Source organism: Halorientalis persicus, from assembly GCF_900110215.1.
In the GTDB taxonomy this organism is placed as follows: Archaea; Halobacteriota; Halobacteria; order Halobacteriales; family Haloarculaceae; genus Halorientalis; species Halorientalis persica.
Genome location: NZ_FOCX01000013.1, coordinates 1 through 14,749 on the forward strand (window position 1 = coordinate 1; position 14,749 = coordinate 14,749).

The following is a 14,749-nucleotide window of genomic DNA, read 5'->3' on the forward strand; positions in this document are numbered from 1 at the left end:
CGATCCTTGCCTGTCCAGAGCATCAAGTAGAGATCGTTGGTCGGTTCCACACAGGTCTTGATATGCAACAGCAGCTAACTGCTTCTCTCGATACGCTACAATAGGCCTCACATAGTCTGATTTACACGGAACGCTCTTCCGAAGTAGATTGTTGATACAGTTGGAGCGATCACTACGTAGTTTCTGATCGAGATGGTGGTCGGCTCACGATGCGGATCGCGACGGATCGACGGGAAGAGGCAATCACCAGAAGGCTGTCGATCAACAATGTACTACGCATGAGCGAAAAGATCTTCCACCTACCATCGGGACAGCCGGCTAACGATATGTCTCTCTAGAGCGTGTCATACAATAGTTCTCGACCGGAGCATTTCGGACATTCTCATCTGAATAGAAGCTGAAAGAGGGAGTCATAGAACTCTTCTCACACCGCGATGATCGTACTTCCCAGATTGTCTCCGCGTTCGTAGTTGGTGATTGCGATGACAAGTCGAAGGCACAGCGCGATGTGCTACTCGTTCTATGACATCCTCACGTTTGGGGGCAAACCAGGGACCCCACCTTGTCCGCTGTTCTTCCTCCACGGTAAGGTGGTCTGAAATCGAGCGGAGAAGACTGCGATCGTAATCAGAGTTCTGCACCCCACCTTGTCCGCTGTTCTACTGGGTCAAATACGCAAGGAGACAATGCTGAACGCCTCAGGTATATTCCGAGAGGGTCGTCTCCTGATCGACCATCTCAGATACGGATTCGTGGATTCCGACCTGTTCAACTGTCTCTTCGAGCGCCTTCAGAATCATCCCGACATCCATGTCGGTAGAATACTCGCGGTATGTCCCTCCGCGGCGACCCTCATTGCGTTCGACCGCGGAAATAATTCCCAGCATCGAGAGCTCTCCGAGATGATCCCGCATCCGGCGGGGAACCAGTGGATCAACGCCGACTTGTTCGGCAAAGCTCGTGTACCGCGGTCGGATATCCCGAGAGCGCACCGGTGTCTCGCCTTGCTGTTCAAGCGTCAGCAGTGCATACAAGACGAGATGCCCGTGTTGGGTCAGTCCAGAAATCCCCTCACGAATCCGCCCGCGTTCGAGTTCTTCTCGGGCGTCGCGAACGAGATCGTCAGTGACTGTATCCGTATCGTAGTCACGAGCCAAGTCGCCGGTCTTCATCAACAGGTCGAGAGATTGCCGGGCGTCGCCGGCGTCTTTCGCACCGTATGCGGCACACAGCTCAATGACACCGTCGTCAACGACATCCTCGTGAAAGGCCACCTGTGCTCGTTGTGAAAGGATCTTTATGAGTTCGTTTGCATCGTAAGCTGGGAACTGTAGTTCCTCCTCACACAGCGAACTCTTGACCTTCGGAGAGAGGTTATCTCGAAACGAGAAGTCGTTCGAGATCCCAATAATGCCGATTTTCGCTTCTGACAGGTTGCCATTCGCTCGCGCTCGTGGAAGTTGGTATAGGATGCTGTCGTCTTCGATGTGGTCAACCTCGTCAAGGACGATGATGACAGTCCCACCACAGTCGTCAAGTTCCGACCAGAGCATATCGTAGACGGTTGCCCGTGGATACCCAGTCGTGGAGATCTGGTTCGAGTCAGCACGGAACTTGTTGACGAGACGCGTCGCAATTTGATAGCTGCTAGAGAGCCCGTCGCAGTTGAGCATCTTCACAGTAAGATCGATATCTTCGTACTGTGCTGCGTCTTCGATGAGATGGTCTAAGAGGAACCGAGTCCCGGCTGTCTTCCCGACTCCAGTCTTGCCGTAGAGAAAGATATTATTCGGTTGCTCCCCGTTGATCACTGGCTGAAGAGCAGTCTTGTATCGCTCAAGTTCCTCATCGCGACCAACGAGTTCGTCCGGCTGATAATCCTCACGAAGGGCATCACGGTTTCGGTAGATTTCGGTATCCCGTTCGAACATGCCCATTTGCGGGAGACATGGAAGGGATGGGTGATAAAACCACCCCTGTCCGCAGTGTCCGCCGTTTCCGCTGTTCTGAACTTATAAGTTCATCCAGGGGACCCTCCCACCCCACTATGTCCGCAGTAATCGTGAATAGGTGTAGTGGCCCCTTCGCAGCTATCATATAATGTTCATTGTGACTAGAATAGATTTATAATAGGAGAGGGAGTAGTCTCCGAACGATTCCTTATCATCAAGAGGAACAATCGAAGATCCGTTCCTCAATGGGTGTTTCTCTTCCCCCCTCCCCTCTGTTACGCAGAACAGCGGACATGGTGGGGTGGGTGTGTCATTTCCTGTATCTTATCGCCTTCTTTCTCCGTTTGCCCTCTGTGGCTCCTCGTTGGCCGCTAGATCGCTTCCGTCCACGCTTCCTCTCCTAATGATCCTCAGTAGTGCTATTCAACTTTCAGCATTGGTCTTCCTCTTCTTAACCTGCCTTTCAGCCCTCTTTACCGGCTATTTCTAGCAAAGCCACTGCTAATGAACTCCCCACCATGTCCGCTGTTCTTGGCCACTCCGGGCTTGGGGCCTGTGTAGAACTGCGGACACGGTGGGGTGATATATAGGGATATTTTTCTTGACCCCTCGTATTTTCTCGAACGATTGTAAGACGGCTTCTTTGTGTGAGTTTGCACTTGTGATGTATTGGAGTGGAATCACCACCCCACCATGTCCGCAGTTTTCGATGGGTGCTGAAGGGAGATCACTGAAGAACTGCGGACATAGTGGGGTGCTTGGACCCAGCTGGCACCCGATTGTCGGAGCGTCCCCTTTATACTGGTCAGCGAGGCGAATAATCCGGGGCTTGACCCCGAGGCGATTCACTTTTTCCAAGGATATCTTCCATGATCGTCGTAGTAAGAACGCATCACCCGATCGTGAAGCTCGGCTCGACCGTCCTGCCAGCCGTCAACGAAGTCCTCGATCACCTCGTCCGGTTTGGAGTCGTCTGGTTCGTGCCCAAACCGGGGCATGTCACACTCTGCACAGACCCACACCGGTAGTCCGTGCTCTCCATCCAACGCTGACTTCCCTGTGTACCGATGGGCTGTTTCTGCTCCACACTCCTGACACTCAAGAACTTTCGGCTCAGAGTCGGGAATCGAACGATCCGGGCTGAACTTGTACCGGCGGACGATGCCGGAGATGGTCCAGTACTGCTCGTCACCTCCATTGATCTGCTCCTGGAGAGCGTCGACGTCGTCCTGAGTCACGAGCGGGTTACCCTCAGTCAGATAGAGGTGGGTGTTTGCTCCCGAGTCCTGGACTGTCCGCTCGACAGCCGCCTCGAAGAGTCGCTCACCATCATCGCTGTGGAGGGGCGCGACGTCGACGACATCGACCCAGCCAGCTGTGAGGTGCCTCGCCGGCGAACTCTCGAAGTCGGCCACCGGCTTCACATCGGCGTGGCGAGCGTTCGCGTCACCAAGCAGTGCATCACCATCGGCGAGGGTGAACGCCGAGGTGCCAAGCGCGAGCGCTTCGTAGCGCGTTGACGCTTGAACGACCGCAAAGACCACCCGACCGAACGTCCAGTCGGGTGTCTCTTGGTCACTCTCAGTCTTGGTGTTTTCATCCTGGGGCCACGGGCGATCCGGCGTCTCACCCGCTTTCCGGGCACAGAGCCCACAGCGGTCATAGGATTTCGGGATCTCCCTATCGCAGTCCTGGCAGGTATGGCGGTCATATTGTTCGCGTTGGTCTTTCCGATCGGGATAGTAGCCGCTGGCCGGATCGTGTTCGTCCGGTTCGGCATGTGGGTCGCCAGTCGGGTCAGAGTAGATCGTTCCACGAGGAGCGTCTTCGTCGTAGAGAGGATTTCTATCAGACATCGAGTCGAAAAGAGAGTACGTCGACGGGACTCTTAGTTTTTGTTGAGTGTCAGGATACATTCCGTTTGCTCGAGAGGGAGAGAAAATCTGCCCAGTACGAACGGTGGGCTCAGTCGACGATGTATTCGAGCTCTCGCGGCCGATACTCGTCAGTGCGAAGGTCGACGACGTGGTCGATATCGACGCGCCGGATATACACGTCACCGATGCTCGTCCGAACGCGGAGGTTGCGGGCATCCGAACGACTGAACTCGTGGACGGCGACCTGCTCTGCCTCGGTGTCTCCATCCGGCGTGGTTACGACTGCGTTGTTCTTGAGAACAACAAGGGCAATGGGATCGATCACTTGCCGTCACCCACGTCGGTCAGCAGATCGGTCAGTTTCTCGCGACGGGTGTCAATGTCGTGCTGGTCGACGAGATCGAGCGCAGCGAGGACGGCGCCGTCGTTGGTCACGCCGTCGGCAGCGAGGTTCCAGAGTCGCCTGACCGCCGCACCCTCGTCAGTGCTGCGCCGATGGAGATCGGGAACAAGGTCGAGACCCATTTGCTTCCAGTCGGCGGTCGTCCCGCTAATCTCTATCGACCAGTCGTCCCTGCCGCCGGCGCGTTCGTACCCGTCCATCGCATGGTCGTAGATCAGGTCCTCGATGACCCTGAGTTTGCAGACAGTCGGGCCGTTCCCGTCGAACATCGGGTCGATCACTGTCTCGAAGTCGTCGGCTGATTGTAGCTCCCGTTCGATGGAGAGTTCGACGGTGTCGTGTTCGGCGAGAATGGTTGCTTCATCGTCGCCACTGACCTGGCGGGTGAACGTCGCCGGCCCGGTCGCGACGACCGTCAGCGTCGGTTCCACAGTTGTCGACTCGGACTGCTGTGCTGGCGTGTCGGTCGAAGAGTCGGATGCTTCGGAGCTCATTTTCTTTGAGTCCTCCAGTCAGATGGGGGACACAAACTCGGGAGAGGCACCCCGCTATCGAATTGTGAACAGTGGGATGAAGCAGTGTAATGCCGTATTATCGAACATTTACACTGGAAACGTGGGGGGGTGACAAAATATAATTAGGATATTATATATCCTCAGTCTGGAACACAGTCAATGACTGCTGTTCGGTTGCAGTGTCGTCGGGGACCGAGCCTGTTTTAGCGACCAGTTTTGCGGGCTCTGACTTCTCCTCGGACGCATCGGTGTCGTCCTCCGGAGCGAGGTTGTCTCGGAGAGTCTGGATCTGTTCGTCGTCGAGTTCGCGAACAGCGCCGCCCCGAGGGGAGTGGGTCGTCTGCCAGACGCGACGATACTCGAGTGTGAGTGAGTCCCCGAGGATCGCATACCCGTCGAGATTAAAGAAACAGAGGTTCAGCGCAGTCATCTTGGCACAGAGGGGGTCTTTGTCCTGGCCGACGAACACTGCCTCTGGAAGTCTCCGGCCACCGCACAACAGCATCCGCCCGCTCCCACAGGCCGGGTCAGTGACAGCCCGCTGGGTGCCGTCGTCTCGGGGCTGGTCGTCGACGGTGTGGGTAATCTCGACCAGCATTTCACAGACGTTGTGAGGTGTGAAGTGCTGGCCGAAATTGTCGCTGCTCATGCCGTACTCCTCGTAGACGGCGCCGAGGATGTCGGCGTCTGTATCGGCCATCTGTTTCTGGAGTTGGCCGAAGGCGTTGGCGAAGAGGTCCATCGTCCGTTCTCCTTGGGAGTGGTCCATATCTCGGGCCTCGTTGTATTCGTCGACGATCTCCAGGTACGGATCGTCACGGCGCTGGAGGGCATACAGCATGAGGTCGACCCAGTCCTCGAAAATCGTGTAGGCGCTGTGGCCGCGCTGCTGGATCTGGTTGAGAATCGAAACAATCGGGTCAGTATCGACTTGTGGTGACGCCATGCTCGCACCCGGAGAGCGAGACAAACTGACCGAGAGTGATCGATTCCGGTAATTTCTTAGCTCTAGATATTGTAACAAGAAATAGTGAGGACTCACGATGAAAACAGCCGAGTCCACTGCTTCGAACCCCGAAATGTCGACGGCTCGAACCCAAATTAGTCGGATCCCGGACGATGCCGTGGAGGTCGATTTCCACGCCGAGCGCGAACAGCGACCGGACATCTGGCAGACTGCACTCGAGTACTCGGTCGAAATTTCTGAAGCGGGCCGCCCGGATCTGTTCCTCGTCGACGCCAGCGGTGAAATTCCCGCGAATTGCAGTCTTGCGGAACGCGAGGATGGCCACGTCGGGTGGTGCAGCTGCGCTCAGTTCGAGGACCACGGGGTCTGTGTGGACCTCTGTGCAATCCGGCAGGCAGCGGTGATCGACGACGTGTCGATTCCCTCGGTCGCTCGTGACTAGAGCCTCGAAAGGGGGCGGACTGTCAGCGACCCTCGCCCAGCGGAGTCCGAGCGGCCCAGGTAGGTGAGCAGCTGATCGCGAACGTCTGCCCGTGGCATCGCGACAGTCTGCTGGCCCGCTGCCGAGGTTAGCCGGTGCCGGACGAACTCGCTTTCCTGATCGCCACTGGCGAACTCGGCGTGGAAGAACAGCGTCCACTCGTCGCGGAATGCCAGCTGTACGGCGACGGGTTCGTGCTCGAGTTCGACGAGGACGCACTCTGCGAGGGACACCTGGCGCGTTTCTGGAAGCGAATTCGGAATGCTGCAGTTCAGGTCTGACCAGGGAGCGGTTCGATCTGGGTCGCCGATTCTGGGGGAGATCGGGGCGCCGTGCTGGTCAAAGCGAAGCTGTACGTGGTCGTCGCGAGCGGTGGTTTCGTCGATGGACATGGTTCGTTCGAGGACGCGATCTGAGGTACGTCCCGCACCGCCACTGGGGAGGACAAACAGGGCAACATCGGACGAAATATACACTGGAAAACGCAAATTGGCCACCGTAGCCTGCACGTCCAGTACGGGAGGCGGGAACACACCCGTCGGCTGCGTGTTTCCAGCGCGGCATAGCGTTCCCACACTGGACTGAGCTACCTGCTGCCGGGGACAACCCGAACAAGCGGGACTTGCGGCGATACCAGCACGAGCCCAGGGAGCTAAACCGAACAGCCGCTTTCGACAGTACGCAGCGGCTCTTGCCTCTGCGGGCGGCACAGAGGGGGACGCTCCCGGATCCGCGCCGAGCAATCCGGCGCGTGAGGGCGGCCAACTGGGAGTGGGCTACGGGAGAAACCCCTGCTGGGGGAAACCCTTGGGGCGACCACTCCTAGGGGAGGGTAGCTGACTCAATTCTTACGCGTCAGGGAGTTTCCCGTCTGGCCGCGGGACGGTGCCGGCCTCGATTTCAAGCGCGACCCGCCGGAGGTGCTTGCACTTGTCGACGGGCGTGTCTGGATCGCTGCAGGTCTGCTCGAAGTCGGGGCAGGTACACTGTTCTGTCACCACGTCGACGTCGTAGTAACTCCCAGAGGCCGAGTGGACCTCGTACACACCGGGTTTCTCCTGAAACGAGACGTCGATCTCCTCGCGCTTGGCCCGCTTGGTCCGAGGTTCGTCGTCGTCGGCGACGGCGAGTGGATCGTCGGCGGGATCGGGAACGGTCCCGTCTGCAATCCGAGCCTGGACGACGCCGCCGTCGGGAACTGCCTCAGACGGGCCGTCGGTCCAGCGGGTGTCCCGGACGATCACGCTTCGGTCGTCGGCCTCGGCGTCGAGGGGGCCGACCGACAGCTGATCCACGAGGCGGAGGATGTCCCACTGAGTCGCGGACTCGGGCAGGGCGATTTCGAATGTGTGTTCGCCGGTCCGGGTAACTGTGTACTGGCCGGCAGGGAACTCGTCGGTGACGAAGGCGGACAGCCGGTAGACGGACAGGCCGTCTATCGCGTTGCCCTGTCGGCTGTCGAGACGGCGCTGGCAGCGCTCGCTTGGCGCACCGGATTGCTGAACGACGGCCGTGGCGCCGATCCGACAGTCGCCACAGGTGTAGATGAGCGTCTCGCGGTTGTCCGCGAGGTGTTGGGAACTGCGCGAGAGCGATGCGTCGCAGAGGGCGCACTGCTGGGTCGGTTGCTGGTCAGTGTCGGAACTTGCGGATGTGGATTCATCGACGGACATGGGTACGAGCGGGCCGCGCTCTCGGGCACGACCCTCACCCCCACGGGGAAGACAAACCGCCGTCGACGGTGGACCTACCCTTCTGTGTATCGCTCACCCATCTCCTCGGCTTTTCGGTCGAGTTCGTCCTGATGGTCGACTTCCGACATGGAGACTCGCCCGACTCGTTCTTCGAATCCACACTTGGCGGTGCATTCGTAGTAGACTTTCCAGCTGCTGGCTTCCTCTTTCGTCCCGTACAGCAGTGGCTGGCTACACTCGGGACACGCAGCACTCGGATGCTCAATCATCAACATGGTTAGTCTGTCGGGTGCGTTTCGGGCTTGAGTTCGACCTCGATGATCTCGTCGTCAGTTGAGCGGCGCTCGGTCGCAAGCAGGTCAGCCGTCGCGAGTTGCTCGTGGACGAGTGTTCGGAACCAGGGGGCGGCTTCTGGATCGAACACGATCCGGGCTCTGTTCTCTTCGATCTCGGTACCGAGGGTGTCCGTTGGGGACGACTGTTCGGTCGGTGTCGTGGATTCTTGAGACATTGGTCTGGATCGCCGCACCCCCTTGGCGGAACAAACTGAGGGCGAGACCGTGAGTTCAGTCTTGTTGGCGGAGTTCGCGAGCGCGCATACGGAGCTGTCCGAGAATACCTGTCCGTGCCTCGTGAGTGTTCTCGTAGGCCACATACTCTCGAACCGTCGACAGAGAGTCCATACATCGGATTCCCGCCCGGATCAACTCTGGATTGGTCGCCGACAACAGTTTCTCCGGGGGAAGCTGGTCAAGGATCGCATCCCGATCTTCATCGTTGGTCACGCAGATGCACCTCCGTTTTCCCCGAAGTCGCCGAGTGTGACCTGCTGGCCCTGTTTGAATCGACACTCCGGATAGTGCGCGAGGAGAGTGCTGTCGAACACGCTCCAGAACGCGCACTTGTGCGGTTCGACGGTCTGCCACCAGCGCGCTCGCCGGAGGGCGTCGTCGACGCGTTGACGCTCGATAATCGGCCACTCGTCGCGTTCGATCAGGACCATCGAGACTCCCCCTCCGGGTGGTCGCGCATATACGCGGCAGCCAACTCAAGACCGGCAACAAGCGTGTCTTCGGTGCCGACGATTCGGGAGCCTCGCTTCAGGGTCGTCCCAGTCTCGCCTCGGTGGAGTGCGAGCGTTGCCGTGTCGTCCGGAATATGCCAGCCGATCCGGTTCTCGGTGTGGACGAGATATTCCCACTCGCCGGCGGTGGCCTCTTTGGCCCGCTGTTCGATGTCGATCCGAGTGTCGCCGGCTCGCGAGCGCTGACCCCCAGCCCCGAAATCGCCGAGCGTGAAGTTCTCAGACATTGGTTTCTCCTTAGAGGTGGTTCCACTCGTCGAGCATCGCGACGGCCGCCTGGAGGACCGTCGTGACCTGGGCGTCGACGGGCGAATCGGCGTCAACGTCGACGTCGAGACTCACCCGAAGATCGTGAATGTCGGCCACGCCGAGAGCAGGGACCTGCCGGCAGAGCGTCTTGAGGACGTGGTCACGGATCGTCTGCGGCGAACTGTCGGCGCTGGCCTGCTCGACGACTGAGCGGTGGATCTGGTGGCTGTCGGGCTGGGCGCCGGTGGCCACGAACTGTTCGAGCGCACGCTGCTGGCCGCTGTGTGCTTCGATCTGGGAAGACATACTCTCACCCGCCCGGAGGACACAAACTGACGCTGGCGAGCGAGCGGGGCTGAGTCTTTAACCAACACATCTGGCGGAATCCCCGATTTTACGGAGGTGATAGCTCGACTGTTGGTTAAGACTGCGGACTATCAGTTCCTACTGGAGTCGCTACGGGCGAGTCCAGGTATCGATCTGGGCCTGTCGGTGTTCGTTGTCCAAGTCTTCGCTCGAGACAGAGCCGTCCTGCTCGAACGGTGGGGACACGAGGACGGTCGCGTCGTCGTCGTACTCGCGGTCGGGCCGGCGGACACAGTCGACGGGTTGGATCGGACTGCACTCGATACAGGAGCAGACCCCTCCTTCGAAGCCGGCGATTTCGACGGTCCAGCCGATGACGCCCTGGATCCGGTAGGTCCGGTCGTCGCGAGCGCCGTCGGGTTTCTCGCTGGCCCAGCCACGGACGCTGGCGGAGCGACAGCCAACGGCGCCACAGATGTCGCAGGTCCGGAGGTAGTCACGATCACCGGGCCGGAACTGGTCTGCCACGACCGACTCGTTGTCGCGCGTCGACAGCGCACAGTCGTCGCAGATAATGAAGTGGTACATTCCATCTTCCTTGGCGACGTCGGCAGGCCAGCGGACGTAGGTATGCGCGCTGCCGAAGAACCGAGCGTCGGCGGTCCCGCAGAATCGGCAGTGCTCGGCGTCTGCGGTCTTGGATATCCCTCTAGACATCGGTGAACTGTCCGAGGTGGCGCTGTTCGCTTGCCGTTCGCGACGATTGGTAGGCGTCCTCGTCGTGGTGGTCCTTGCGTTCTCGGAGCTGTTTGTGCTCGAAGACCTGCTGGAGCCGCTCAAGAACGAGTGAACTGAACAGTATCGGCGGGGCCGGTGTCTCGCGCAGCGGCCCGGCGAACGGATCAACCCCCTGGGTGTCGAAGGTATCAAGCAGGCGGACGCGGGCCAGCGCGGCCGCGTAATCGATGTTCTCACTTGGGAGGACCACGGCCGGTTGGTCGTGGTCCAGTGGGCAGGTCCAGAACGGCTTCTCGTGGCTCGGATCGCACAGTTCCATCGGCGCACTGCATTGCGGACAGGGTGGTGTGTCGGATCGGTTGGACATCCTTCCAGCCTGCAGAGGGGGAAAAACTCACCGTAATGTCGCGGCTAGTGGATCCAGTCGATCTCCTGTGATCACCACTCCCTAAACTGGTGATGGTTTCCTACTGGCGTGCTAAATACAGAGCGTGCATACAGCAAAGTTGCAGGTCATTAGATTCGCAGAATGTGTGATTGAAAACATCTTATAAACCTCATTAAATGTTAAATACCCCTGATGTGGATGTCATAGTAGCGAATGGTTGACATACCTGATTTACCCTTCGACAACATTCACAAATTCTTAGCTGCCGTCGGTTTCGTATTGATTATTCCAGCGCTGTTTATTGAACCAGTCTACCTGAATAGTAGAGATATTCTCTACGTCGGGATGATGGGCCTCGTTTTCGGCTTGATTGGATGGATTATCGAATCCGTACTCATCCCGTATCTCAATTACATCGAAGAGAACGGAACGTCAATGCAAATAAGACGTGTTGTAAATCCAGGTTCTAAATTTCTCCTCGCTGCTCGAGTAGTATTGCCGCTTTTGTTCTTACTCACGCTCTTACTTGTGTTTCTATGAACTGTCTTTCAATTGATATTCATATAGGGATTAGGTTACTTTCTATTGAGATCCTATCTCTCCAGTGGTCGGGTGCTGAATATAGAGGTTGTATACAGCACGACGCAACAAAATTGCGGGGAAGATGTTAACCAGTCAGTAGTGAACTTGTCGTACTGCGTCAGCCGTAGCTGTTCCTGAAATACGAATGTATTTTTGAGCAGTAGCGAGGTCACTCCAACCCATCAGGGCTTGTAACGGGACGGGGGCAACACCCTTGTACGCGTGATAACTGGCAGCCGTAGCCCGAAGACAGTGCGGATATACACGTCCGCTGAGCGCAGCCTGTTCTGCCGCTTCCTGTACTCGTCTGTTCACGGTCGTCCGAGAATGAGGAAACGACGAATACCGATCGCTAAATCGCTCAATACAGAGTTCGACTCTCAGAGAAAGATCGAATGGAATCGCCCGTGCAGACGCGATCGTCTTCGGATGCCATCTAGAAGCGAGCGCATCTTGGACACTGAGAGTTTCATTGTGTGACGCTTCTTGAGCAGCTTGCCGGTGACAGTAGCCACACGCACATGGTTCGGATTTGGGTATCCGCACTAACTTTCGGTCCCAGTCCAGCCAGTTCGTATCGAAATGCGCAATCTCTCCTGCACGCAGTCCTAGCCGACCAGCGATCAGACAGATGAAACGTGCTTGAAATCTCCGGGGCTCGGGTAATTCCGAGCAGGCTTCCACCAGTAACTCAAACTCGCGGTCGGTGAGGACATCTTCGTATGTATGTCTCGTCGTCAGAGATCGCCGATGCCGATCAGCCCACTCGTTCGACTCAGTTTGCCACTGTGTCATCGTCCTCTTACACTCGCGGCCGTCACGTGGGTATTTGTATTCTTGAACTGTCAGGAGCAATCGAAACAGTAACTCATTATTCGCTCCTGGTGCTACCTCAATCTGGATGAAGGGGCAACCCGTCGGAGAATACGAAATTGATCCGGAAGATGGCCTCTCCCGAATCGAAGAACTGGTTCTGGAGCAATGTCCAAGTGCAGTTGTGAAGCAGGTCCACGAGGCAATATTCGTCACCGATGGACCGGTCGACCACCTCGCATGGGTGGCCTACGACGACTACGACCGGCACACGTTCTTCTATCTGGATGACGACCCGGTCGAGCAGGAGATTCAGCGGTATCTCGGCTGGACGCTATCACGTGAGGAGATGCCCAAACTCGAGGCCTACCTCGCGAGTACCTACGATGTCTACGAGCCACTGGAACTGGTAACGTTTTTCGAGATCCCCGATCCCTACCTTCCGGGATCGGACCCACGAGTGCTCGTTACCTACTATCATAACACCCACTACGATCAGTTCAACGTCGGTATAAACGCCTATCCACCCCAACGTGAGCCGGAGATTCTGGAACACGCCGACAAGATCGTTCCAGCACGGGATCTGGAGAAATTCCTCAAAAATATCATGCTAACGCTGGGAAGCGAAGTCGAAGAAGAAGTCGAAAAACACGTGCTGGAGGGCGACGTTCGGGAGTTGCTCCAGCGAGACGAAGACTTCCGAGAGCAGACCGTCCGCCCGCTTCCAGACGACATCCACCCCGAATACACCGGTAACGAGGCCGTACTCTGGCAGAAACCTGCCTCGAAGGTCGCCCACCTCGACAGCGCCGCCGGATTCGTACAGGTGTGGGTTCCCGTCGACGAGGAGAACATCGGATTGCTCTCCATCACGAGCGGTGAGTACGACCGCAAAAGCGTGCTTGACGGAGTTCAGGAGACCCTGCTTGCGGAGCTGTAACATGGAATAAGAACGACTTCTCAACCCTTTTGTCGGTACGGGAAAACGCTACAGATAGCGGGATGGGATAGCTCGGAGATTCCGGCGGGCTCATAACCCGCAGATCGGTAGTTCAAATCTACCTCCCGCTACTTTTCGATGTGAATAACACGGCGAGCACCGCGTCGCGTGTGCTCGCCTCCACGAACGTCAAGAGTCGCTATGTAGATTCGAAGTCAGGGATGGAGCGAAGTGGAACGACCACGGTTCAAATCCACCTCCCGCTATTCTACGAGTTGGATTGTGTTCCCGTTCGAGGTCACATGCAGATCGCGACCGAGGTCGTATCCCTTGTTCCCGGCCAGTTCGACGTACCCCGAGAATCCGGCCATGTCCTGATGGGCGGGGATGACGTGTTGAGGCTGGAGGGCGTCCAGCATCTGGTAGTGGCCCTCCTGACGCAGATGGCCCGAGACGTGCACGTCGTCGTAGATACGCGCGCCCTGCATACTCAGCAGTTTCTCTGACTGGTAGCGCTGGCCCTCATTGGTTGGCTCCGGAATGACTCGCGCCGAGAAGATGACCTTGTCACCGTCGGTCAGCTCGAATGGCGTTTCGCCGCGGCCCATCCGGGTGAGCATCGCGCGTGGCTCGCCCTGGTGGCCGGTGACGACCGGGAGGAACTTTTCCTTGCCCTCGTTCATGATTCGCTTGAACGCTCTGTCGACGGACTTGCGGTGGCCGTACATCCCGAGATCGTCCGGGAAGCCCACGTCGAGCCCGTCGAGGCGGGCGGCAGTGCCTGAGTATTGCTCCATCGATCGCCCCAGCAGGACTGGTTCGCGGCCGATATCCTGGGCAAACTCCACGATGCTCTTCACGCGAGCGATATGGGAGGAGAACGTGGTAGCGACGATACCGCCGTCCCAGTCTTCGATGCTTCGCATCACGTCTCGGAGCTGTCGGCGGGCGACGGCCTCACTCGGTGTCCGGCCCTTCTTGTTCGCGTTCGTGCAGTCCTCGATATAACAGAGGACGCCTCCGTCCTCGCGTCCGATCTCCCGGAACCGCTTCATGTCGATGGGATCGCCGATGACCGGCGTGTGATCCACCCGCTTGTCCAGCCCATAGACGATCGACCCTTCGGGCGTGTGGAGGACCGGATTGATCGCGTCGATAATGGAGTGGGTGACGTTGACGAACTCCAGTTCGCAATGTTCGCCGATCTGCATCGTCTCGCCGGCTTCCATCGAGATCAGGTCGTTGTTCACGACGTACTCGCTTTCGTCGTGGACCTCCTCGTCGACGAGTTCGCGGGTGAACGGTGTCGCGACGATGGGTGCATCGTAGCGGTGGGCCAGCTTCGAGATGGCCCCGATGTGATCCAGGTGGCCGTGGGTCGGTACGATTGCCTGCACCTCGCCGTCGAGTTCGGACATGACCCGATCGTCGGGGATCGCACCCATGTCGATCAGGTCGAGCGACCGCATCTCCTCGGTTCGGATGTTGTCGTGGATCAGGACCTTCGAGAGGTTCAGACCCATGTCGAAGACGACGATGTCGTCGCCCGCTCGTACTGCCGTCATCTGCCGGCCGACTTCCTCGTAACCGCCGATTGTCGCAATTTCGATTTCCATGATGGGAGTCCGATCAGAGCAGTCCCAGAACTCGAAACAAGTGCGCCTGGTATAGGAGGAGAGGGAGTAACCCGATATCGTCGGCACGGTACGGCGTTCTGCTGAGAGCACCCGTCGACTGTCACTCCTTCTCCGGGGACAGCG

The 14,749-nt window shown here is 58.0% G+C and carries 20 protein-coding genes and 1 tRNA gene; 5 read left to right on the forward strand and 16 right to left on the reverse strand.

Annotation, left to right across the window (positions count from 1 at the left end; genetic code table 11):
* Nucleotides 1-698 precede the first annotated feature (698 nt).
* The 5 genes from BMX17_RS14115 to BMX17_RS14135 form a co-directional block, all read right to left on the reverse strand.
* Nucleotides 699-1,937 carry an orc1/cdc6 family replication initiation protein gene (locus BMX17_RS14115; RefSeq protein ID WP_092661157.1) on the reverse strand — a complete coding sequence of 413 codons (1,239 nt, stop codon included), beginning with the start codon at nt 1,935-1,937 and terminating at the stop codon, nt 699-701.
* A gap of 860 nt (nt 1,938-2,797) precedes the next feature.
* Nucleotides 2,798-3,496, reverse strand: a complete 699-nt coding sequence (locus BMX17_RS14120; RefSeq protein WP_139203521.1) for a hypothetical protein — start codon at nt 3,494-3,496, stop codon at nt 2,798-2,800.
* A 421-nt stretch (nt 3,497-3,917) separates the two neighbouring features.
* Nucleotides 3,918-4,154 (reverse strand): hypothetical protein, encoded by a 237-nt coding sequence (locus BMX17_RS14125; protein ID WP_092661162.1) that lies wholly within the window; start codon nt 4,152-4,154, stop codon nt 3,918-3,920.
* Entirely contained in the window at nt 4,151-4,726 is a 576-nt protein-coding gene (locus BMX17_RS14130; RefSeq protein WP_092661165.1) for a hypothetical protein, read from the reverse strand. The genes BMX17_RS14125 and BMX17_RS14130 overlap by 4 nt, the downstream gene beginning before the upstream one ends.
* Nucleotides 4,727-4,877: 151 nt before the next feature.
* Nucleotides 4,878-5,693: an N-6 DNA methylase gene (locus BMX17_RS14135; protein WP_092661167.1), complete on the reverse strand. Its 816-nt coding sequence runs from the start codon at nt 5,691-5,693 to the stop codon at nt 4,878-4,880.
* Nucleotides 5,694-5,871: 178 nt separating this feature from the next.
* On the opposite strand from BMX17_RS14135, the gene BMX17_RS14140 reads away from it, so the two are divergent.
* The gene (locus tag BMX17_RS14140) at nt 5,872-6,156 is read left to right on the forward strand and encodes a hypothetical protein (RefSeq protein WP_139203522.1); all 285 of its coding nucleotides are present in this window, start codon (nt 5,872-5,874) and stop codon (nt 6,154-6,156) included.
* Nucleotides 6,157-6,290: 134 nt separating this feature from the next.
* A complete protein-coding gene (locus BMX17_RS26700; RefSeq protein ID WP_139203523.1) occupies nt 6,291-6,476 on the forward strand; it encodes a hypothetical protein in 186 nt (61 codons plus the stop codon).
* 567 nt (nt 6,477-7,043) lie between these two features.
* Here the strand turns inward: BMX17_RS26700 and BMX17_RS14150 are convergent.
* The 9 genes from BMX17_RS14150 to BMX17_RS14190 form a co-directional block, all read right to left on the reverse strand.
* The gene (locus BMX17_RS14150; RefSeq protein WP_092661173.1) at nt 7,044-7,868 is read right to left on the reverse strand and encodes a hypothetical protein; all 825 of its coding nucleotides are present in this window, start codon (nt 7,866-7,868) and stop codon (nt 7,044-7,046) included.
* Nucleotides 7,869-7,942: 74 nt separating this feature from the next.
* Nucleotides 7,943-8,158, reverse strand: coding sequence for a hypothetical protein (locus BMX17_RS14155; protein WP_139203524.1), 216 nt, complete (start codon nt 8,156-8,158; stop codon nt 7,943-7,945).
* 8 nt (nt 8,159-8,166) lie between these two features.
* Nucleotides 8,167-8,400, reverse strand: a complete 234-nt coding sequence (locus BMX17_RS14160) for a hypothetical protein (RefSeq protein WP_092661177.1) — start codon at nt 8,398-8,400, stop codon at nt 8,167-8,169.
* Nucleotides 8,401-8,455: 55 nt separating this feature from the next.
* On the reverse strand, nt 8,456-8,674 hold the full coding sequence (locus BMX17_RS14165; RefSeq protein WP_092661179.1) for a DUF8129 domain-containing protein: 219 nt from the start codon (nt 8,672-8,674) through the stop codon (nt 8,456-8,458).
* Nucleotides 8,671-8,892: a hypothetical protein gene (locus BMX17_RS14170; protein ID WP_092661181.1), complete on the reverse strand. Its 222-nt coding sequence runs from the start codon at nt 8,890-8,892 to the stop codon at nt 8,671-8,673. The genes BMX17_RS14165 and BMX17_RS14170 overlap by 4 nt, the downstream gene beginning before the upstream one ends.
* Nucleotides 8,883-9,200 carry a hypothetical protein gene (locus tag BMX17_RS14175; RefSeq protein WP_092661183.1) on the reverse strand — a complete coding sequence of 106 codons (318 nt, stop codon included), beginning with the start codon at nt 9,198-9,200 and terminating at the stop codon, nt 8,883-8,885. The genes BMX17_RS14170 and BMX17_RS14175 overlap by 10 nt, the downstream gene beginning before the upstream one ends.
* Before the next feature lie 10 nt (nt 9,201-9,210).
* A complete protein-coding gene (locus BMX17_RS14180; protein ID WP_092661185.1) occupies nt 9,211-9,528 on the reverse strand; it encodes a hypothetical protein in 318 nt (105 codons plus the stop codon).
* Between the two features lie 150 nt (nt 9,529-9,678).
* On the reverse strand, nt 9,679-10,245 hold the full coding sequence (locus tag BMX17_RS14185) for a hypothetical protein (protein WP_092661187.1): 567 nt from the start codon (nt 10,243-10,245) through the stop codon (nt 9,679-9,681).
* Nucleotides 10,238-10,585 carry a hypothetical protein gene (locus BMX17_RS14190; RefSeq protein ID WP_092661189.1) on the reverse strand — a complete coding sequence of 116 codons (348 nt, stop codon included), beginning with the start codon at nt 10,583-10,585 and terminating at the stop codon, nt 10,238-10,240. Before BMX17_RS14190 ends, BMX17_RS14185 begins: the two co-directional genes overlap by 8 nt.
* Before the next feature lie 282 nt (nt 10,586-10,867).
* Between BMX17_RS14190 and BMX17_RS14195 the strand changes: the two genes are divergently transcribed.
* Entirely contained in the window at nt 10,868-11,194 is a 327-nt protein-coding gene (locus BMX17_RS14195) for a hypothetical protein (RefSeq protein WP_092661191.1), read from the forward strand.
* A 135-nt stretch (nt 11,195-11,329) separates the two neighbouring features.
* Here the strand turns inward: BMX17_RS14195 and BMX17_RS14200 are convergent, their stop codons facing one another.
* Nucleotides 11,330-12,031, reverse strand: coding sequence for a tyrosine-type recombinase/integrase (locus tag BMX17_RS14200; RefSeq protein WP_092661193.1), 702 nt, complete (start codon nt 12,029-12,031; stop codon nt 11,330-11,332).
* Between the two features lie 106 nt (nt 12,032-12,137).
* On the opposite strand from BMX17_RS14200, the gene BMX17_RS14205 reads away from it, so the two are divergent.
* Nucleotides 12,138-12,989 carry a hypothetical protein gene (locus tag BMX17_RS14205; RefSeq protein ID WP_139203525.1) on the forward strand — a complete coding sequence of 284 codons (852 nt, stop codon included), beginning with the start codon at nt 12,138-12,140 and terminating at the stop codon, nt 12,987-12,989.
* A gap of 56 nt (nt 12,990-13,045) precedes the next feature.
* Nucleotides 13,046-13,120: transfer RNA gene (locus BMX17_RS14210), tRNA-Met, on the forward strand.
* 132 nt (nt 13,121-13,252) lie between these two features.
* On the opposite strand, the gene BMX17_RS14215 is transcribed toward BMX17_RS14210, so the two are convergent.
* The gene (locus tag BMX17_RS14215) at nt 13,253-14,605 is read right to left on the reverse strand and encodes a ribonuclease J (RefSeq protein ID WP_092661197.1); all 1,353 of its coding nucleotides are present in this window, start codon (nt 14,603-14,605) and stop codon (nt 13,253-13,255) included.
* Between the last annotated feature and the right edge of the window lie 144 nt (nt 14,606-14,749).